The organism is Aeromonas sp. 600724, assembly GCF_049175135.1.
GTDB classification, from domain to species: Bacteria; Pseudomonadota; Gammaproteobacteria; order Enterobacterales; family Aeromonadaceae; genus Aeromonas; species Aeromonas veronii_A.
Map to the genome: position 1 here is coordinate 107,395 of NZ_JAAKUM010000008.1, position 20,149 is coordinate 127,543.

The following is a 20,149-nucleotide window of genomic DNA, read 5'->3' on the forward strand; positions in this document are numbered from 1 at the left end:
TCATGAGCAAACAGATGAACACATCCATCAAGCACACGCTGGTCTGCGCCGCCCTGTTCAGTGCGCTGGGCGCAACCTCCCAGGCACAGGCCGGTGATGCCAAGAACGTCATTCTCTTTATCGGTGATGGTATGGGCCCCACCGTGCTCACCGCCACCCGCCTGTTCAAGGTGGGAGAAGAGGGCAATCTGGAGATGATGAAACTGCCGCGCAGTGCCCGCATCAAGACCTTCTCCAACGATGCCCAGACCACCGACTCGGCACCCTCCATGGCGGCCTACACCACCGGGGTCAAGATGAATAACGAGGTGATCGCCATGAGCAGCGACACCAAAGCCGTCGCCCCCGGCAAAGACGTCAATGGCAACAAAACCATCAACAATTGCAGCAGCGACAACGGCAAGCCGGTGCCCACCATCCTGGAGCTGGCCAAGGCGGCAGGCAAATCAGTCGGGGCCGTCACCACTACTGAGTTGACCCACGCGACCCCGGCGGCTACCTACGCCCACATCTGCCATCGGGATGCCGCCTATGACATCGCTGCACAAGCTGTTCCGGGAGGCGCTGGCTATAACAGTGCCCTCAAGGATGGGGTCGATGTGCTGATGGGCGGTGGTGCCAACCACTGGACTCCCTACAGCGCCAGCAACAAGGGCGGTCGCAATGACAACCGCGACCTGACCGCCGAGATGAAAGCGCAGGGATACAGCTATGTCACCACCCAAAGTGAACTGGCCAAGCTCACCAGCGGCAAGGTGCTCGGTCTGTTCAGCAGCAAATCCCACTTGGACTACGAGCTGGATCGGATCGCCAAAGGGGCTGCCAATACCCAGCCTTCCCTCTCCGAAATGACCGCCAAGGCGATCGACCTGCTGAGCCAGAACAGCCAGGGTTACTTCCTGATGGTAGAGGGTGGCCGTATCGATCACGCCCTGCACGGCACCAATGCCAAGCGCTCACTCACCGACGCGGTGGCTCTGGATGAGGCGGTCAAGACGGCGCTGGGTAAAGTGGACCTCAACAATACCCTGATCGTGGTCACCGCCGACCATGACCACACCATGACCATTAACGGCTACTCCGCCAAGGGCAATCCGGTGCTGGATCTGGTGAAAAATGGCGACGGCTCGACCCAGAACGACGTGGATGGCAAGCCCTTCACCACCCTGGTGTTCGGTAACGGCCCCAACCGCCCCGATGTGCGTTCCGTCCTCACCAGCGATCAGGTGATGGCTAATGACTATCTGCAGGAGACCGGCGTCAAACTGACATCGGAAACCCACGGCGGCGGCGATGTGATGCTGTTTGCCGATGGCGCCGGCAGCAACCGCTTCAAGGGCACGCTGGATAACACCAAGGTGTTTGGCAAACTGCGGGAGGCGCTCGGCCTGTAAGCAGCAGGGGCCCGGGTGCATCTGAGCAATCGACTCAGCGGCCCGGGCCCCGGCTCTTTCGAGCGACAGATGATGATGCGACTTTTGCTTTCGTTATGGCTGCTTGGCAGCACCTTCGCCTTCCCCCTGCATGCTGACGACACGCCCCCGGATCTCGCCGCCCGGATCAGCTATCACGACCGGAACACCGGCAGCGATGGCATCGCCAGAGAGAGTGTCTGGCAAGAGAAGTGGCTGCGCGTGGGCAATCAGGTGTGGAGCCAGCGGCTCATTCCCCTCCCCCTTGCCCGTGCCTATCACGCCACTCACGACGCCCCCCCCGGCCACAAGCACTTTACCCACCAGATGGCGGCCCGCTGGGTCAGTCGCAGTGATGAGGGTGAACTTCAGCTGCGTTATGCCGACAGTTGGCACAACCAACTGGTTGAGGTGCCGGTGGAAGAGTATGGCCAGGTGGCCTTCAAACCCGACTGGCCGCGGCTCCGCCATCTCGTCAACCCGGCGCTGCTCGAGGGGATGACCCCGCTGGATGAGGCCGCCCCCGAGCAGGCCCGCTGGTATGAAAAGCGCGAAGGGCAGCAACGAACCCGGATTCTCTGGTCGAGTCAGTGGCAGATCCCGCTGGTGGTCGAGTCAGCCAGTCTCGACGGCTATCGCAGCTACCGGATGGAGGTGACCCTGCGCAAGCTGCCTGCTCAGCTCCCCTGGCAGCAACTCGCTGATTACGAAGTGCGCGATCTGCGGGATTTCTTCGACTGAGATCCCAACCCCTCAGCGGGCACAACGACAACGCAGGCAGGAATGTTACACTCTGCATATTCGACTCTGGCTCACGACCTTGATGCGCGCTCTCTGCCTGCCCTTTTTAACCCTGCTGTTGTTGCTGGTGAACACCGGTGCCCAGGCTATTGTGCTGGTGGCGGCCGAGCTGCCCCCTTACGTCATTCGCTCCTCTCACGGCAAACCAAGCGGTGTCGCCATCGAGATCATGGAGGAGGCCGCCCGGCGCCTCAAAGAGCCGCTCACCATCGAGCTGATGCCGCTGGCCCGAGCCCTCACCCAAACCGCCCATCGCAAGGATGTACTGCTGATACCGCCAGTACGCAGCTCTCAACGGGAGCATCTCTACTACTGGGTTTCCCCCATCCTTGATGAAGAGTTCCTCATTGTCAGCAATCGCCACAAGCATCCCACCCCGCTCATGATAAACGCGCTTCCTTCACTCAAGGTGGGCACCTTGCGTCACTCCTTCGGCCAGTATCTGCTCAAGCAGAGGCTGAATCTCGCCAGCCAAACCGTCGCCACCGAAGACCTCAATGCCCTCAAACTGCAACGAGGACGCATCGATGCCTGGGTCGCAGCCTGGAACGTCATCCTCTACAACCAGCAGACGGGCGGATTTTCCATCGATGAGATAGTAAAAGGCGAATCCTTGATGCGTACCCAGTTATTTATCGCGGCCAGCAAGGATTTTCCCTTCACCGAAGGGCGTCGCTGGCAAGCCGTAATCGACGAGATGCGCCATGATGGCACACTGGCGCGGATCATCCGTCAGTACAACTATCAGGCTCCTGAGTAGTCACTCAATCACGGTTGCCAAGGCCGGCCAGAATGGTTATGGTAGCCCCATGAAAATACTCGCTATTTCCTCGCATTTGCTCACACCCTGCTGAGCCCCCGCCTCGCTCCTTCGGCCGCGAGTCGCTTGGGGGCATGGCATTTTCAATCGATTGAACCTGTTGAATCCATTTTTGTAACACTTTGCGTGATGGCCAACCTGCACCCGCCGGTATGGGCCTATCCGCTATTGATAAGGAATATCTTATGAAACAACCTCATCTGGTTATCTCCAGCCTTGATCTGGACCGTATCGAACAACTGCTCGGCAACCATCCGCAGCATCTGGCCCTGCAAGAGGAGCTGGACCGCGCCGAGATCCGCGAACCGGCCGACATGCCGCCGGACGTGGTCACCATGAACAGCAAGGTGCGCTTCAAGATGCAGAGCAGCGGCAACGAGTTCTGCCTCACCCTGGTCTACCCGCGCGATGCCAAGGGCGACGAGAGCAATATCTCGGTACTGGCGCCGGTGGGCAGCGCCCTGCTCGGCTTGAAAGTAGGCGACAGCATCGCCTGGCCGGGCCCGGCCGGTCGCACCATCGAGGTAGAAATTCTGGAAGTGGTCTATCAGCCGGAACGCGCCGGCGAGCTGCACCGTTGAGTCCCCCGGGCTGGTCATCCGCTGTTGATCAGCCCGCTTGCTTGCCCTTGCCAGCTGATCCCGATCAAGCTTTGCGCACCTTGCCCCCCGGTTTTTAGCCCCTTTTCCTGCTGCTGCTTGAGCCTGACTCGGGGGGCAGGTATCTTGTTGGCCGCGTCATGGTCATGACGCACCGAATTTCAGGCTGACATCATGATAAAAATTGCCCTCATCGACGATCACCAGATCGTCCGATCCGGTTTTGCCCAACTGCTCAATCTGGAGCCCGACCTGCAGGTGGTCGCCGAATTCGGCTCCGCCAGCGATGCCCTTGCCGGCCTGCCCGGCAGCGGGGCGCGCGTCTGCGTCTGCGACATCTCGATGCCCGACCAATCGGGGCTGGATCTGCTCAAGCAGCTCCCCTCCGGTCTGGCCGTGGTGATGCTCTCGGTGCACGACAGCCCGGCCCTCATCGAGCAGGCACTGCAAACCGGCGCCAAGGGATTTCTCTCCAAACGCTGCAGTCCGGACGAGCTGATCGCCGCGGTGCGTACCGCCGCCCAGGGGGGGTGTTATCTGACGCCGGACATCGCCCAGAAACTGGCCAGCAGCAGCCGGGATCCCCTCACCAATCGGGAGCGGGAGATTGCCCAGTTGCTGGCACAGGGGCTGGAGGTGAAGGCCATTGCCGAGCAGCTTGGACTCTCCCCCAAGACGGTTCACGTCCATCGCGCCAACCTGATGGACAAGCTCAAGGTCAGCAACAACGTCGAGCTGGCCCACCGCATGCTGGATAGCTGGTGATCTCCCGTTTTGCCAGCTATGTCGCCATCGCGCTGGCGGCCTGCTTCATCTTTGCCGCCGGCTGGTTTTGCCTGTGGAGCATCAGCCTGCATCTGGCGGGCGGCCCGGCACTGGCGGTGCTGCTGTTCCCCTTCGGCCTGCGTCTCGGCCTGCTGTTGCAAAGTCCCGGTCGCTACTGGCTGCCGCTGCTGCTCTGTGAAGGGGGGCTGCTCTACTGGATCAATCTGGAGGTTGGGCTGCCCCACTGGCAGTGGTTGCTGACCGGCAGCCTGCTCACCCTGCTCCCCCTGCTGATTGCCCGCCGCCAGCCGGTGCGCAACGACTGGCAGCAACTGCTGTTGCTGCTCGCCACCGTCTCGGTGGCAGCCCTGCTGCAATCCCTGCTCTGGCATCTGGCGGGAGAAGATGGCCTCTCGGCCCTGCTGCTCACCCTCACCGGCGGGCTCACCCTCACCTCCACCTGCATGCTGATCTGGCACTACCTTACCCGCGCCACCTGGGTGCCGCTCGGTCCTGCACTGGTGGATCAGCCGGTAGACTGGCGCTTTCGCCATCTGGTCTGGTATCTGCTGTTATTCGTGCTGAGCCTATGGCTTCAGCTGGGACTGCCCAACTCGCTGGTGCGATTTACCCCGTTTTGTCTGGCCATCCCTATCATCGCCATGGCGTGGCGCTACGGCTGGCAGGGGGCGCTGCTCGCAACCCTGATGAACACCATCGCCCTGCTGGCGAGCCAGGCCTGGCACGATCACCCCCTCGATCTGCTGCTCTCCCTGCTGGCCCAGAGTCTCACCGGCCTGCTGCTGGGCGCCGGGATCCAGCGCCAGCGCGAGCTCAATCAGGCGCTGACCCGCCAGCTTGCCCACAATCGCCAACTCACCGAGCGGTTGCTGGAGACCGAGGAGAGCATCCGCAAGGAGGTGGCGCGCGAGCTGCACGACGACATCGGCCAGACCATCACAGCCATTCGTACCCAGGCCGGTATTGTTCGCCGCCTCGCCCCCGACAATGCGGGTGTGGGCCAGAGCAGCGCCCTGATCGATACCCTCTCCCTTGGCATCTACGACGCGGTGCGCGGTCTGCTCGGTCGCCTGCGCCCGCGCCAGCTCGACGACATGACCCTGGAGCAAGCGGTACGGGCACTGCTCAGAGAGCTGGAGCTGGAGCGCCACGGCATCGTCACCCGGCTGGAGTGGCAGCTGGCGGACAGCGATCTCTCTGATGCCCAGCGGGTCACCCTGTTTCGGGTCTGTCAGGAGGGGCTCAACAACGTGGTCAAGCATGCCAACGCCCACTCGGTGACAATCCGGACGCGGCACGGTGAAGAACAGCTGCAGCTGGTGCTGGAGGATGATGGTCGCGGCTTGCCGCAAAGCCGCGCGGCGCAGGGCTATGGTCTGCTCGGTATTCGCGAGCGGGTGCAGGCGCTGGGAGGCACCTTGCAGCTCTCCTGCGTCCACGGCACCCAGTTGACGGTCAATCTCCCCTGCCGCAAGCGGGAGGAGAGCCATGAGTAACCTCGCCCTTCATCAGGGAGGAGCCCCATGCTGAGCTTTATGAGAAGCGCACCGGCGCAACCGCCGATCCGCGAGCAGGCCGAGATCGACGCCACCTATCGTCACTGGCGGCTGCATCTGCTGCTGACCATGTATCTGGGCTATGCGGTCTTCTACTTCACCCGCAAGAGTTTCAACTTCGCCATGCCGGACATGCTGGCGAGCGACATGCTGGACAAGTCAGACATCGGCATGCTCTGGACCCTGTTCTACATCACCTACGGCTGCTCCAAGTTCTTCTCCGGCATCATCAGTGACCGCGCCAACCCGCGCTACTTTATGGGTGTCGGACTGATGGCCACCGGCGTCATCAATATCCTGTTCGGCCTCTCGTCCGCTCTCTGGATGTTTGCCGCCCTCTGGGTGGCCAACGCCTTCTTTCAGGGCTGGGGTTGGCCACCCTGCTCCAAACTGCTCACCAGCTGGTATTCGCGCAGCGAGCGGGGCGTCTGGTGGTCGGCCTGGAACACAGCCCACAACGCCGGCGGGGCGCTCATCCCCCTTATCGTCAGCACCCTGGCCCTGCAGCATGGCTGGCGCTACGGCATGATAGTGCCCGGCCTTATCGCCATTGCAGCCGGTCTGCTGCTCTGCTGGCGGCTGCGGGATACCCCGGCGGCCATGGGACTGCCGTCGGTGGGCGAGTGGCGCAAGGATGCCATGGAGCTGGCCCAGCAGACCCAGGATGCGGGGCTCTCCCATCGCCAGATCCTGCGCAAATATGTGCTCGGCAACCCCTATATCTGGCTGCTGGCCTGCTGTTACGTGCTGGTCTATGTGGTGCGCACCGCCATCAACGACTGGGGCAACCTCTACATGACCGAGCAGCGCGGCTTCAATCTGATGAGCGCCAACTCGGCCATCTCCATGTTCGAGGTAGGGGGTTTTATCGGCGCCCTGGTGGCGGGCTGGGGATCGGACAAGCTGTTCAACGGCAACCGTGGCCCGATGAACCTCATCTTTGCGGTGGGGATCCTGCTGGCGGTGGGATCGCTCTGGCTGATGCCCTTCTTCAGCTACGTGATGCAGGCGGCCTGCTTCTTCACCATCGGCTTTTTCGTGTTCGGCCCCCAGATGCTGATCGGCATGGCGGCAGCGGAGTGCTCCCACAAAAACTCGGCGGGGGCCGCCACCGGCTTTGTCGGCCTGTTTGCCTACATGGGGGCGGCGCTGTCAGGCTATCCGCTGGCCAAGGTGATGGAGATCTGGCACTGGAACGGCTTCTTCGTGGTGATCTCGGTGGCAGCGGGCGTCTCGGCCCTGTTGCTGCTCCCCTTCCTCAAGGCGCAGGCACCGAGAACAGCTCAAGCTGCGTCAGAGTAATGGACGGCAGCTGACGAGCTATATCCGGCAAACAGAAACAATCAGGGCGCGGATCACCGCGCCCTGATTTTATTCCTGAACCTATTCCTGCATCAGGCAGCCTGACAGACCCGGTTCTTTCCTTCCCGCTTGGCCCGATAGAGAGCGTCATCCGCACGGCTGAACAGGCTGTCAAAGTGCCACTCCCCCTGCCAGTAAGCAATACCCATGCTGACGGTGATATGAATCCCCTCCACCTCGCTGGCCGCAAGCTGAACCAGCAGTGACTGGCAACGGGCGATGGCCTCCTCTGCGGCGACATGGCGAAACAGCAGCACAAACTCCTCACCCCCAAAGCGGCCCGCCAATACCCCCTCCAGCTCGCGCAGTGCCAACCCGACCCGCTCCAGCACCCGATCACCCACCTCATGACCATGCCGATCGTTGATCTGCTTGAAGTCATCCAGATCGAGCACCACCAACGCCCCCTGTTGTGCAGGGCGTCCCCGGGCCAGACGCTCCATAAAACCACGGCGATTGAACAAGCCGGTCAGCGGGTCATGACTGGCCTGATAGCGCAGCTCCAGCGCCCGGTGCTGGTTGCAGAGCAGCAGCACCCCGAAGGTAAGCATGGAGCTACCCACCAGCATGGAGACATAGGGCAACACGTTGAACAACTGACGCTGGAACGGGCTTTCGATCACCTCGCCCCACACGGTAAACATCCGCATCAATGTCATGGCAATCAGCACCAGATTGAGGCCAATCAGCACCCAGACCGCCACCTGATAATCGGGTCGGCCGTGACGCCAGAGCTGCCAGATGATGAGCGTACTGAGCATGAGGAAGGTGGCGCTGCTGATCATCACCCGCACAGCAATCCGGCCATCGATGGCGACCGACCAGGTCATGATGGCGGCAAACAGCAGGATGAATCCCCAGCAGGCAGGCCAGCCTGGCGATTGCCGGAAGAAACAGCGCTGGGCAACCAGCAGCAGCGACACATGAAAAATCAGGAAGACATTGCCAACCCAGGAGCCATAGGGGGTGGGGGTCAGCAGCAAGCTGGCAAATCCAGCCTGACCCAGCATGGCAAACAGACTGGACCACCACCAGACCCCGACACCGGGAATATCGTTGTGGGTAACACGAATGATGGTAAGAGTCAGGAAACCGAGACAATAGCCACACAAGGCCATGATCATCAAGGTAAAAATATCCAGCTTAAGCAGTAGTGAGGCGTCCATACCAAAGCCATGCAGAGAGGGTAACTGAGTATATGAGAAGCGTTTGCCAAGACCCAGTGGGACTTGATGGTTTTCATAATAAAGCCCGTTCGTTTGCTGACAAACAGCGCAATGAGCGTGATATCCCACCAATGCGTATTCGTATCAGCCCCATAAAAAGCCTCTTACGGAGCCCGATAGCACAATAAGAGCCGCAAGCGGCGCCCTGGCTTTGTAACAAAATGTCTTGGGGATAATTTGGGCTTGAACCCACTCAATTAGATAGATATGTTGTTTTCGTGTGATTTTATGAATGAAGCCATGAGCAATAAATGTCTCTAACCTGTTGAGTCTTCTGACACAATCTGTTTTTGGTACATTTTTCACTCAACCACTATTCATAGCATCTCATATGGGGCTTTTGTCCCGCTCAAGACATTCATCCTGTCTTGCCTGTTGCCGGATGCAGCAGTCTCTTGTGCCACGGAGTCGCACGGGATCAGGTTCAAGGCCGAACACACCACCGACAGAGACGTCACTTATGATCAAAAAACTGATTCTTTCTACCCTGCTGTTTTGCGGGATCGCCACGGCGGCCCCGACCCCAGCCCCTACCTCCACCCTGGATGCCGTGCTCGAACGCGGCGTGCTGCGAGTCGGCTTTGATGCCGGCTATCAACCCTTCGAGATGACCAACAAGCAGGGCCAATACATCGGCTTTGATGTGGATCTCGCCAAGATGGTCGCCAAAGAGATGGGCGTGAAGGCCGAGTTCGTCAACACCGCCTGGGATGGCATCATTCCGGCGCTGCTGACCAACAAGTTCGACGTCATCATGGGCGGCATGACCGTCACTCCCCAGCGCAACCTGCGGGTCAACTTTGCCGATCCCTACATCGTGGTCGGCCAGACCATAGTCCTGCGCAAAGAGAAGGCGGGCGAAATCAAATCCTTCAGCGACCTCAACGACCCGAAATACAAGATCGCGGTCAAGCTCGGCACCACCGGCGAGCAGGCAGTCAAGCGCCTGATCCCCAAAGCCACCCTGCTGCAGTTTGAAACCCAGGATGACGCCAAGCTGGAAGTGATCAACGGCAAGGTCGATGCGTTCGTCTATGACCTGCCCTACAACGCTATTTTCGCCTCCCAGAATCAGGGCGCCGTGGTGCACCTCGACAAGCCGTTCACCTTCGAGCCGCTGGCCTGGGCCATCCGCAAAGGGGATCAGGACACCCTCAACTGGTTCAACAACTACCTGCGCCAGATCAAGGGCGATGGCAGCTACGACCGTCTCTACAAGAAGTGGTTCGAATCCAACGCCTGGCTGAACCAGCTCAAATAACCTCAAAAGGGGGCGCCTTGCCGCCCCCTCTCGCAACACCCCACACAATAACGAGAAGAGGTTGTGACTGTGCACACACCCAAACCGACAAGACAGATGGAAAAACAGCCCAATCAGCTGCTCTGGCATGGGGTTTTCCTGCTGATGCTGCTGGTTGCCGTATTCGGCATCTACAAGGCTGTCCAGTCAGTGGATTACACCTGGCGCTGGGAACGCATTCCCCAATACATCGCCTATCAGGCGGAGCAGAAGAATCTGGCCGAATTTGACGGCACCGTGATAGCGGGCACCAGCGAGGCCGAGAAGGGCAAGCTGTTCCTGCAAGACGATCTCGACCCCAATGTGCGGCAAGCCATCGCCAGCACTGGCGTACAAGTCGCCGAAGGGGATACCGTTTTTCGTGGCGATACCCTCGACACCCAACTGAGCTGGACCGCAGGCCCCATCGCCTGGGGCGTCTGGGTCACCGTCAAGCTCTCGCTGGTAGCAGGCATCTTCGCCATCCTGCTCGGCACCCTGGCCGGGCTGGCGCGCCTCTCCCCCAATCCCGCCCTGCGCAATCTGGCGGTCACCTACGTTGAGCTCATCCGCGGCACGCCGCTGCTGGTGCAGATCTTCATCGTCTACTTCTTTATCGGCACCGTGCTGAACCTCGACCGCTTCACCGCCGGGGTCGCGGCACTGGCGGTCTTTACCGGCGCCTATGTGGCGGAGATCGTCCGCGCCGGTATCAGCTCCATCCACAAGGGGCAGATGGAGGCGGGCCGCAGCCTGGGTATGACCTCCGCCCAGACCATGCGCTATGTCATTCTGCCGCAGGCGTTCAAGCGGGTACTGCCACCGCTGGCGGGCCAGTTCATCAACCTGATCAAGGACTCCTCGCTGGTCTCGGTCATCTCCATCACCGATCTGACCAAGGCGGGGCGCGAGGTGGTGAGCTCCACCTTCAGCCCGTTCGAGGTATGGTTCACCGTGGCCCTGCTCTATCTGGTGCTCACCGGCACCCTCTCTTTTCTGGTACGCCGTCTCGAGGTGAAATATGCACGCAGCAACTGATCCCATCATCAAGGTGCAACAGGCGTCGAGAAGTGCAGCCATCACCGACACCCTCTTCGCCTTCCCGGTTCGTTTTCTGGAGGTGAAATATGCGCGCAGCAACTGATCCCATCATCAAAGCGACCGGCGTAGAGAAGTTCTACGGCTGCGAAGTGCACGCCCTGAAAAAGGTCAGCACCCAGGTGGCCGAAGGGGAAGTGGTGGTGATCGTCGGCCCCAGTGGCTCGGGCAAGTCCACCTTCCTGCGCACCCTCAACCAGCTGGAGACCATCAACGACGGCAACATAGTAGTCGACGGCATCTGCCTGACCGAGCCGGGCGATGTCAACAAGCTGCGGGAAGAGGTGGGCATGGTGTTTCAGTCCTTCAACCTCTTTCCCCACCTGACGGTGCTGGATAATATCTGCCTCGCCCCGCAGAAGGTGCGTGGCCTGTCGCGCCGTGAGGCCGAAGACAGAGCCAAGGCGCTGCTGCTGAAAGTGGGGCTGTCGGTGAAAGCGGCCAGCTATCCCTCCCAACTCTCCGGCGGTCAGCAACAGCGGGTGGCCATCGCCCGGGCGCTCGCCATGCAGCCACGCATCATGCTGTTTGACGAGCCCACCAGTGCGCTCGACCCCGAAATGGTGGGGGAAGTGCTGGATGTGATGAAGGGGCTGGCCCGCGAAGGAATGACCATGGTGGTGGTGACCCACGAGATGGGCTTTGCCCGCGAGGTAGCGGATCGGGTGCTCTTTATGGAGAGTGGCGAACTGCTGGTAGATGAAAAACCGGCCGACTTCTTCGACAATCCCCCCTCCCCACGCCTGCGCCAGTTCCTCAGTCAGGTGCTGTAGCCAACATGCTCTGCTGGATAAACGAAGAGGGACCGCAAGGTCCCTCTTCTTGTGTGTCACGCTGAGAAGGCTTAACCCAGCTGAACCCGAGTGCCCCTCTCATCGGCTCAGCGCGGGGACTTTCCCAGATAGCGCTCCACGATCACTTTCACCCCGTCACGTTTTTTGAGCTGATAGAGCTCCTTGTCAAACTGGTCGATAAAGGCCTGTTTGTAGGGGTACTCCCCCTTGCGGCTATAGCCGAGAAACCCCTGCTCCTTGCTGAGCACCGGCCCCTGTTTGAGCAGGGACATATCGGCCACCGCCAGCTGATCGGCCTTTATCATGTTGAGTAACTCATAGAGCAGGGAGAGGCGATCATTGATGGTGCAATCGACCCGGCCGCGGACAATCTTGAGCAGGTTCTCCCGATTGCTTTTCACCTCCTCCACGTCGATCTGCTTCTCTTTTACCGCCTGCCAGAAGGCATCGCCGCCGACGGCAAAACCGGCGTTCATGCCAAAACGCAAACCGTGATAGTCGAGCGGAAACCTAGCCTGCGGGGTATTGGCCGCCACACTGGCGCCGCACATCACCACCAGCTCTTCATCCAGCATCGGCTGGGAGTAGGGCCACATATAAGGGCGGGTATCGGGCATGTAGTAAGGTGGAAAAATAGCGAAGGCGGCCCCCTGCTCCACCATGCTCAGACCGCGCCGCCACGGCATGGGCTTGAGCACCACCTCATAGTCAGGCATGGCAGAGGTCACCTCACGGATGATGTCGGCATAGATCCCCCTGACCTCCTCCCCTTCCTGCCAGGAGTAGGGGGGATAGGCGGCATCAGCCAAGATCTCGACCCGGGTCTTGGCGTGCGCCATCATGCACAACCCCAGCAACAAGCAACACCAGACGCGCATAAGCCAGCACCTCCTGAAAAAGCCTGCATCAAGCATAGCCATCCACTGCGCCTTCCTCTGCTGCCGAGCCATATTTCATGCCATCTCTTCGTTGGCTGAAAAATGTTAATGAAATATTAAAACCATCCTTTATGCTGGAGAGCAATTGCTCTGAATGGATGGCCGCATATGGATGTGCAACTGCTTCTGCTCTACCTCTCACCGGTTTTTCTGGCCTTTATCGGCTGGGAGATGCTCTACCTGCGCAAACATGGCGCGGCCTTTCCCACCGCTACCTACCAGTGGCGGGATCTGTTCGCCAACGCCGCCCTGGCCCTGATGCATCAGGGGGGCGATGCGCTGGCGGCCATCGCCATTGCTTATCTGTATGACACCCTCTGGGGCTGGCGACTGTTCGATATCGAGCTGAATCTCTGGAGTGTGCTACTGCTGTTCCTGTTGCAGGATCTCTGTTACTGGCTGTTCCACTTCACCAGCCATCATGTGCGCTGGCTGTGGGCCTCCCACGTGGTGCACCACAGCTCGGAGCGGCTCAACCTCTCCACCGCCTTTCGCCAGAGCCTGATGTACCCCATCTCCGGCATGTGGCTGTTCTGGATCCCGATGATTGTCATCGGCTTCCCGCCCGAGGCGGTGGTCGCCACCGTGCTGCTGAGCCTGGGCTTCCAGTTTTTCGTCCACACCCAGGTGGTGGGCAAGCTCGGCTGGCTTGAGTGGATCTTCAACACCCCCTCCCACCACAGGGTGCACCACGCCAGCAACGCCAAATACATAGACCGCAACTTCGCCGGGGTGCTGATCATCTGGGATCGTCTGTTTGGCACCTTTGTGGAAGAAGACCCGGCCGAGCCGTGCCGCTTCGGCATCACCAAGCCTATCCACAGCTTCAACCCCCTCACTCTCACCTTCCATGAGTGGCGCGACATGCTGCGTGACGCCCGTGGCCTACCCTGGCGACAAAAGCTCGCAGTGCTGTTTGGCAAACCGGCCGGACCAGCCAGCCGCTGAGCCTTCGCATCGAATAGCAACTCCCGGATAGCAAGCCCCTGATAACCAGTCCCTGATAACAAGAGAGCGCCACTGTGGCGCTCTCTTTTATGCTCAGTCACCTCTTCGATATCAGAGATGGGCGAACGACCAGACGGCGGGGATCAGGCTCAGCAAGGTCACTCCGGCCAGCCATCGCTCGCGGCCGCTCAGGCGCAGATCCGCTCCTAGCTGACGGCGGCTGTAGAGAAACAGCAGCAGACCCGGCCCGTAGAGCAACAACGACAGCAGCAGATACTCCACCCCGGCGGCATAGAGCAGCCAGAAGCCGTAACCGCTCGACACCAGCGCCACCGCCCGCATCAGGCCCCGGCCTTGCACGCTCTCACCCATCCTGCTGAACGAGAGCTTGAGCAGAAACAAACCGATCAGCAGGTAAGGCACCAAAATCATCGAGGTCGATATAAGCAGCAGACTGGTGTAGCCCTTGCCGAGCAGCCATACCAGCAGCAGGCAAGTCTGCACCGTCAGGCTGGTGAGCCAGAGCGATGCGATAGGCGTCCCATTGCGGTTCTGGCGCCGGAAGATGGCGGGAAACGCACCGTGTCGGGCCGCGCTGAACGGTACCTCCGCCGAGAAGAGGGTCCAGCTCACGTAGGAGGCAAGCACCGAGACGATAAGGCCGACGCTGATGAGCAGCTTGCCCCAGGAGCCGGTCATCTGGGCCATCAGCCCTGCCATGGAGGGGTTGGGTAGCGCTGCCAGCTCGGGCCGACTCAATATTCCGAGCGCCAGCACCGAGATAAGCACATAGAGCAGCAGCGCCAGCACCACACCAAGCACAGTGGCGGTACCCACATCCCGCTTGTTTCTCGCCCTAGCCGACAGCACCGCAGCCCCCTCGATACCGGTGAAGACCCAGAGGGTGATGAGCATGGTGTTGCGCACCTGCTCGGAGACCGGTACCGCCAGGCTACTGCCCTGCTGATCCGCCGCGAAAGTGACCGGATCGAACCAGTAGCAGGCAAACAGGATAAACAGCAGCAGCGGCAGGCTCTTGGCCAGGGTCGCCACCAGATTGAATAGCGCCGCCTGCTGCACGCCGCGGGCCACCAGCAGGTGCACAGCCCAGAGGATGCAGGACTCGCCGACAAACGCTGCCAGCGTGTTTCCCTCACCAAACCAGACCTGCTCCGGGGTATCGACGAAGCTGCCCAGCGCCGCAAAGGCGATCACCAGATAACCCACCACGCCGATGGTGGCGCAGAGCCAGTACCCCCAGGCGGAGAAGAAGCCCACCAGATCGCCAAAACCGGCGCGGGCGTAGCTGTAGATGCCGCCGTCGAGATCGGGCCTTAACCGCGACAGATAGAGAAAACTCATGGCGAGCGCCAGGATGCCCACACCCGTCACGCCCCAGCCGATCAGCACGGCGCGGGCGCCAGCCACCTCGGCCATGTTCTGGGGCAGGCTAAAAATCCCCGCCCCCACCATGGAGCTGAACACCAGCGCGGTGAGAGACCAGAGCCCAATCTTGTTCTCTTTCATGGGGACTCCTTAGCGCAGCCGGCTGCTCAGCGCCTGAATATGCTCGGGGCCGATACCGCAGCAACCGCCGATCAAATTCACCCCGGCCGCACGCCAGCGCTCGGCCCAGCCGAGATAATCCAGCGGCCCCAGATCGGCGCGGATCTCGTCCAGCCCGTCGTTGGCGGTGGCCTCCTTGGGTTGCGGCGGGAAGGCGTTGGCATAGGCACCGAGGCGAATGTCAGCGCGGCCCAGCGCCTGCAATCGGGCGCGAGCAACCTCGAGGGCCCCCTCGATCACCTCGGGCTGACAGCAATTGAACAGGATGGCATCGACTCCGGCCGCCACCAGTGCGGTAACCGCATCAGCCACCCGCTCGCCGGAACGCAGTCGCGGCTCGTTGCCCGGCGCCTCATCTTCCAGCGTGAAGGAGGCCCAGAACGGCTTGCCATCGTCAGGCAGCAGCGCTTTCAGGGCCAGTGGCTCGGCAATCAGGCTCATGGTCTCGGCCAACCAGATATCCACATAAGGGGATAGCGCGCGGATAAGCGGCGTCGCCAGCTCGCTCACCTTGTCCGCCTTGAACAGGTCGGCACGGTAGGAGCCAAACAGCGGCGGCAGAGAGCCCGCCACCTGCACGGCACCCTTCTGCGCGTCAGCCACCTCACGGGCCAGTTGTCCGGCCAGCGCTGCCAGCCCCTCCCCGTCGGCAAAGAAACGCTCATCGCCGATATGAAACGGCACCAGCGCATAGCTATTGGTAGTAATGACCCGGGCTCCGCTCGCCACATAGGCCTGATGCACGTCGCGCACCGTCTCTGGCGCCTCCATCAGGGCCAGCGCCGACCACTCCGGCTGACGAAACGGTGCACCCCGCCGTGCCAGCTCGCGCCCCATACCCCCATCCAGCACCCACAATTCCCTGGTTTCCATCTGTCGTGTCTCTTAGTTATGTGCGTTGTTTATTTGCGTATTTATCTGTTTGTTTTGTTGATCTGCGGTTTCGCATCGAATCGCTGCAGATCGTCCCGCTTCATCCTGGGAAGCCCTTTTATTATGCAGCCATCTAAACATATAGATGTTTAGATGGCCAAAGTAAGATAAAACAAAGTGCCACGGGCGGCAATCAGTATCAGCAGAAATCAGCGTGCAAACGGCGAGGCAAACGCAGAAATGCAAGAGGCCACCCAAAGGTGGCCTCATCACTATCTTGATCCGCTGGCGACTTAACGCCCGGCCAGCACTCGCTTAATCTGTTTGACCCAGTCGGAGACCCGACCCTGCTGCGGCAAACCGCGCCAGATCTGCTCCCACTGGGCAGGGCTGAGCGGACGACCGAGGCGACGCTGTACGCCTGCATATAGGTAGTCATGGGCCGTGGTGGCCGCATGCTCGGAGGTGAGGAATTTGGAGACCGGATCGGTCAACCGCACATCCCGCATGCCGAGCAGCGGATAGTCGTTGTGCACCGCCGCCAGCATGGTCTCGCGCATAGCCGACTCGATGTAGCCACGGGCAAACAGGGCGGTCACCGACTCCAGCGACCCCTGATCCGGGCCATGGTACTGCTCATCAAAGACCGGGCTCGGCTCGGCCATGCCGCTTTGCACCACCGCATCGGGATCCGGCTGCGGCACGACCACCGCGGGCTTGGGGGCAACCGGCTTGGCTGCCACTGTGGCTTTGCGCGGCGCGCTCTGGCTACAGGCACCCAGTGCCAGGGCGAGCGCGACACAGGCCAGCGCACGGGAATGAGACTGCATCTTCATGACTTTTATGTCGCTCCTTTTACGATTCCTGAGCTGGCTTCTCGGCCACCACCGGCTCGACCCGGGTAACCAGCAGCTGATCGATCTTGTAACTGTCGATATCCACCACTTCGAACTTGTAACCGGCATATTTGACCGAGTCAGTGCGCTTGGGGATCTTGCGCAGCATATACATGATGAAACCGGCGATGGTCTCGTAGTTCTGATCGTCCGGAAACTCTTCTATATCGAAGGCGCGCATCACGTCTGAGATCGGGGTCACCCCGTCCACCAGCCAGGAGTTCTCGTCCCGCTGGACGATCTGCTCTTCCACCACGTGGGTCGCCCACTCGCCCATGACGGTGCTCATCAGGTCGTTCATGGTGACGATCCCAACCACCAGCGCGTACTCGTTCATCACCACGGCAAAGTCGCCACGATGATTTTTGAAGTACTCCATCGCCTCATAGAGGTTCAGGGTATCGGGAATGATGATGACGTTTTGTACCAGCGAGCCGCTGTTGAGATCGATGCTCTGGCCGCTGATGACGCGGATCAGCAGCTCCTTGGCATCGACAAAGCCCTTGATGCTGTCGAGGTTGTGGTCACAGACCAGAAACTTGTTGTGGGGGTGTTCGGCGATCTTCGCCTTGATGTCCTCTTCATCCTCTTGCAGGGTGAAGTAGATGAGGCTCTCGCGAGCCGTCATGGCGGAGGTGACGCAGAGTGACTGCAGTTCGAACACGTTCTCGATGAGTTGATGCTCCTCGCGCTGGATAACTCCAGCCTCGGCACCGGCATCCATTACCGCATAGATATCATCGGAGGTGATCTCGTCGTTGCGCTCTGTAGAAATGCGCATCAGGCGAAACAGGGTATTGGCCAGACCATTGAAAATCCATACCAGCGGCATCAGCAGGGTGACGAAGAAGAGCATGGGGCGCACCACCACCACGGCAATCTGCTCGGGCATGATCATGGCCAGACGCTTGGGCATCAGATCGGCGATCAGGATAAACATACCGGTGACGAACACGAAGGACGCACCAGAGCTGATCTCGCCAAGCCAGGGTCCCTGGTAGAACTGGGAGACAATCCCCTTGATGGCGGGGTTGAGGGCAGACTCACCCAGGATACCACCCAGAATGGCGACGGTATTGAGGCCAATCTGCACCACGGTGAAAAAGTTGCCCGGCTGGGCCTGCAGGGCCAGCACCTTTTCGGCCTGGCGATTACCTTCATCCGCCATCACCTGCAATTTGATTTTGCGAGACGCGGCGAGAGAGATCTCGGAGAGGGAGAAGAACACACTGCCGCCAACCAGCAGCATTAAAAAGAACAAACTATCGGCAAAACTCATGATTAACCTATTGCTACACCCGCCTTAGCACAAGACGGCAAACTGGGCCCGGGAGACCGGACCGTGAGCCCATCCGGGACTCACACAGGGGGAGTATTCTATCAGAAAACAGCCAGTTGGGGGCTTTATCTTACTCCGACCAGTTATGCAACAAAAAAGGCGCTTCACGCGCCTTTTTATTCACTTCCGGTTAGCCCTTGCCCAGCAAGGTGCCCAGATCGTCCGCCTTGGTGTGGCGTACATCCTTGCCTTTCACGTAGTAGACGATGTACTCGCAGATGTGCTGGCAGCGATCGCCGACCCGCTCGATGGCACGCGCCGCCCACAGGACGTTGAGCACCTGGGGGATGGTGCGGGGATCTTCCATCATATAGGTCATCAGCTCGCGGATGATGGACTCGTACTCGCGGTCTACCTTGTCATCTTCCTTGTAGACCGCCAGCGCCGCATCCAGATCCATGCGGGCGAAAGCGTCGAGCACATCGTGCAGCATCTTGATGGTACGACGGCCCATGTTCTCCAGCGACACCAGCGGCGGCTGCGGCTTGTTGGCGTTGTCGGTCAGCATGCGGGCGATCTTGTCGGCCACGTCGCCAATGCGCTCCAGATCGGTGATGGTCTTGATGATGGCCATCACCAGTCGCAGGTCGGAGGCTGTCGGCTGACGCTTGGCGATGATGCGGGTGCACTCCTCGTCGATCGCCACTTCCATCGCGTTGACCTTGTGGTCGTTGGCCACGATCTTGCGCGCCGCATCGAGATCCTGATCGTGGATCGCCGCAATGGCGTCGGTGAGCTGCTGCTCTACCAGACCGCCCATCACCAGCACCTGGTTGCGCACGCTCTCTAGCTCGGCATTGAATTGACCGGAGATGTGTTTATTGAGGTTCATATTGTCCATACAAATAATCCTTGATTGCTCCGATTATGCCTTAGCCGTTGAACCGACTGCCAATCTGTTTGCTGAGATTCATCCTCTCCTCTCCTTAGCCGTAACGACCGGTAATGTAATCTTCGGTCTTTTTCTTGGCCGGGGTGGTGAAAATGGTGTTGGTATCCGAGTACTCGATAAGCTCGCCCATATACATGAAGGCGGTCTGATCCGACACGCGCGCAGCCTGTTGCATGTTGTGGGTCACGATCACCACGGTGAACTGGCTCTTGAGCTCGTTGATCAGCTCCTCGATGGTGAGGGTGGAGATGGGGTCGAGCGCCGAGGTCGGTTCATCGAGCAGCAACACTTCCGGCTCGATGGCAATGGCACGGGCAATCACCAGACGCTGCTGCTGACCACCGGAGAGACCGAAGGCGTTGTCGTGCAGACGATCCTTCACCTCGTCCCACAGGGCCGCACCGCGCAGGGAGCGCTCGGCAGCTTCATCCAGAGTGCGACGATCGTTGATCCCCTGCAGGCGCAGACCATAGACCACGTTCTCGTAGATGGACTTGGGGAACGGGTTCGGGCGCTGGAACACCATGCCCACCTGACGGCGCAGGGCGGAAACATCAACGCTCTTGTCATAGATGTTGTGGCCGTGCAGTTGGATTTCCCCCTCGATGCGGCAGATCTCCACCAGATCGTTCATCCGGTTGATGCAGCGCAGCAGGGTCGATTTGCCACAGCCTGACGGGCCGATGAAGGCGGTTACCTGCCCTTTGGGGATCTTCATGTTGACGTTGAACAGCGCCTGCTTGCTGCCGTAGTACAGGTTGAGATCCTTCACCTCCAGCGCGGTCTGCTCCGGGGTCAGGTTGAGCAGGTCCAGCGCGGTGTGCTGGGTAGACGTGGTCGTTACGTTGATCATCTGTTACCTCAAAATCTATCTGGAGTGGCCGGACTGCTGCCGGCGCCCCCCACGTATTGGTGCAGAGAGATGGCGGCTCGCGCTCGGCCGCCCCTCTGTTATCTCACTCTT

The 20,149-nt window shown here is 60.2% G+C and carries 20 protein-coding genes; 12 read left to right on the forward strand and 8 right to left on the reverse strand.

Translation table 11 applies throughout. The annotated features are described in order from the left end of the window. Positions 1-2 precede the first annotated feature (2 nt). The 7 genes from G5168_RS09495 to G5168_RS09525 all read left to right on the forward strand — a co-directional run bounded on the left by G5168_RS09495 (position 3) and on the right by G5168_RS09525 (position 7,276). Positions 3-1,394: an alkaline phosphatase gene (locus G5168_RS09495; RefSeq protein ID WP_421252134.1), complete on the forward strand. Its 1,392-nt coding sequence runs from the start codon at positions 3-5 to the stop codon at positions 1,392-1,394. Positions 1,395-1,466: 72 nt separating this feature from the next. Further along, a complete protein-coding gene (locus G5168_RS09500) occupies positions 1,467-2,153 on the forward strand; it encodes a hypothetical protein (protein ID WP_421252150.1) in 687 nt (228 codons plus the stop codon). A gap of 82 nt (positions 2,154-2,235) precedes the next feature. Then, the gene (locus tag G5168_RS09505; RefSeq protein WP_421252135.1) at positions 2,236-2,973 is read left to right on the forward strand and encodes a substrate-binding periplasmic protein; all 738 of its coding nucleotides are present in this window, start codon (positions 2,236-2,238) and stop codon (positions 2,971-2,973) included. 245 nt (positions 2,974-3,218) lie between these two features. Then, positions 3,219-3,614, forward strand: coding sequence for a nucleoside diphosphate kinase regulator (gene rnk / locus G5168_RS09510; RefSeq protein WP_005334070.1), 396 nt, complete (start codon positions 3,219-3,221; stop codon positions 3,612-3,614). A 192-nt stretch (positions 3,615-3,806) separates the two neighbouring features. Then, on the forward strand, positions 3,807-4,397 hold the full coding sequence (uhpA, locus tag G5168_RS09515; protein ID WP_005334071.1) for a transcriptional regulator UhpA: 591 nt from the start codon (positions 3,807-3,809) through the stop codon (positions 4,395-4,397). After that, the gene (gene uhpB / locus G5168_RS09520) at positions 4,394-5,914 is read left to right on the forward strand and encodes a signal transduction histidine-protein kinase/phosphatase UhpB (protein ID WP_227340821.1); all 1,521 of its coding nucleotides are present in this window, start codon (positions 4,394-4,396) and stop codon (positions 5,912-5,914) included. Before uhpA ends, uhpB begins: the two co-directional genes overlap by 4 nt. 27 nt (positions 5,915-5,941) lie before the next feature. Continuing rightward, positions 5,942-7,276 carry an MFS transporter gene (locus G5168_RS09525; RefSeq protein WP_421173157.1) on the forward strand — a complete coding sequence of 445 codons (1,335 nt, stop codon included), beginning with the start codon at positions 5,942-5,944 and terminating at the stop codon, positions 7,274-7,276. 92 nt (positions 7,277-7,368) lie between these two features. Here G5168_RS09525 and G5168_RS09530 read toward each other — a convergent pair whose 3' ends face one another. Then, positions 7,369-8,502 (reverse strand): GGDEF domain-containing protein, encoded by a 1,134-nt coding sequence (locus G5168_RS09530; RefSeq protein WP_421173156.1) that lies wholly within the window; start codon positions 8,500-8,502, stop codon positions 7,369-7,371. Positions 8,503-9,022: 520 nt separating this feature from the next. Here G5168_RS09530 and G5168_RS09535 point away from each other — a divergent pair. From G5168_RS09535 to G5168_RS09550, 4 genes are all read left to right on the forward strand, one after another. Further along, positions 9,023-9,823, forward strand: coding sequence for a transporter substrate-binding domain-containing protein (locus G5168_RS09535; RefSeq protein ID WP_421252136.1), 801 nt, complete (start codon positions 9,023-9,025; stop codon positions 9,821-9,823). Positions 9,824-9,919: 96 nt separating this feature from the next. Then, positions 9,920-10,879, forward strand: coding sequence for an amino acid ABC transporter permease (locus G5168_RS09540; RefSeq protein WP_216977437.1), 960 nt, complete (start codon positions 9,920-9,922; stop codon positions 10,877-10,879). Continuing rightward, complete coding sequence (locus G5168_RS09545; RefSeq protein WP_005350727.1) at positions 10,863-10,985, forward strand: hypothetical protein; 123 nt, start codon at positions 10,863-10,865, stop codon at positions 10,983-10,985. The genes G5168_RS09540 and G5168_RS09545 overlap by 17 nt, the downstream gene beginning before the upstream one ends. Next, positions 10,969-11,712, forward strand: coding sequence for an amino acid ABC transporter ATP-binding protein (locus tag G5168_RS09550; protein ID WP_335851474.1), 744 nt, complete (start codon positions 10,969-10,971; stop codon positions 11,710-11,712). Before G5168_RS09545 ends, G5168_RS09550 begins: the two co-directional genes overlap by 17 nt. Before the next feature lie 107 nt (positions 11,713-11,819). On the opposite strand, the gene G5168_RS09555 is transcribed toward G5168_RS09550, so the two are convergent. Beyond that, the gene (locus G5168_RS09555; protein ID WP_005350714.1) at positions 11,820-12,611 is read right to left on the reverse strand and encodes a substrate-binding periplasmic protein; all 792 of its coding nucleotides are present in this window, start codon (positions 12,609-12,611) and stop codon (positions 11,820-11,822) included. Positions 12,612-12,779: 168 nt separating this feature from the next. Here G5168_RS09555 and G5168_RS09560 point away from each other — a divergent pair, with 168 nt between their 5' ends. Beyond that, a complete protein-coding gene (locus tag G5168_RS09560) occupies positions 12,780-13,619 on the forward strand; it encodes a sterol desaturase family protein (protein WP_319889271.1) in 840 nt (279 codons plus the stop codon). A 111-nt stretch (positions 13,620-13,730) separates the two neighbouring features. Here G5168_RS09560 and G5168_RS09565 read toward each other — a convergent pair whose 3' ends face one another. From G5168_RS09565 to pstB, 6 genes are all read right to left on the reverse strand, one after another. Continuing rightward, on the reverse strand, positions 13,731-15,146 hold the full coding sequence (locus G5168_RS09565) for a basic amino acid/polyamine antiporter (RefSeq protein ID WP_421231565.1): 1,416 nt from the start codon (positions 15,144-15,146) through the stop codon (positions 13,731-13,733). Positions 15,147-15,155: 9 nt separating this feature from the next. Continuing rightward, positions 15,156-16,058 carry a homocysteine S-methyltransferase family protein gene (locus tag G5168_RS09570; RefSeq protein ID WP_421252137.1) on the reverse strand — a complete coding sequence of 301 codons (903 nt, stop codon included), beginning with the start codon at positions 16,056-16,058 and terminating at the stop codon, positions 15,156-15,158. A gap of 293 nt (positions 16,059-16,351) precedes the next feature. Beyond that, positions 16,352-16,894, reverse strand: coding sequence for a hypothetical protein (locus G5168_RS09575; RefSeq protein ID WP_069555291.1), 543 nt, complete (start codon positions 16,892-16,894; stop codon positions 16,352-16,354). A 19-nt stretch (positions 16,895-16,913) separates the two neighbouring features. After that, positions 16,914-18,233 (reverse strand): hemolysin family protein, encoded by a 1,320-nt coding sequence (locus tag G5168_RS09580; protein WP_216954078.1) that lies wholly within the window; start codon positions 18,231-18,233, stop codon positions 16,914-16,916. Positions 18,234-18,423: 190 nt separating this feature from the next. Then, positions 18,424-19,134, reverse strand: coding sequence for a phosphate signaling complex protein PhoU (gene phoU, locus G5168_RS09585; protein WP_005334097.1), 711 nt, complete (start codon positions 19,132-19,134; stop codon positions 18,424-18,426). An 85-nt stretch (positions 19,135-19,219) separates the two neighbouring features. Then, positions 19,220-20,038, reverse strand: coding sequence for a phosphate ABC transporter ATP-binding protein PstB (pstB, locus tag G5168_RS09590; RefSeq protein ID WP_005334102.1), 819 nt, complete (start codon positions 20,036-20,038; stop codon positions 19,220-19,222). Positions 20,039-20,149 lie beyond the last annotated feature (111 nt).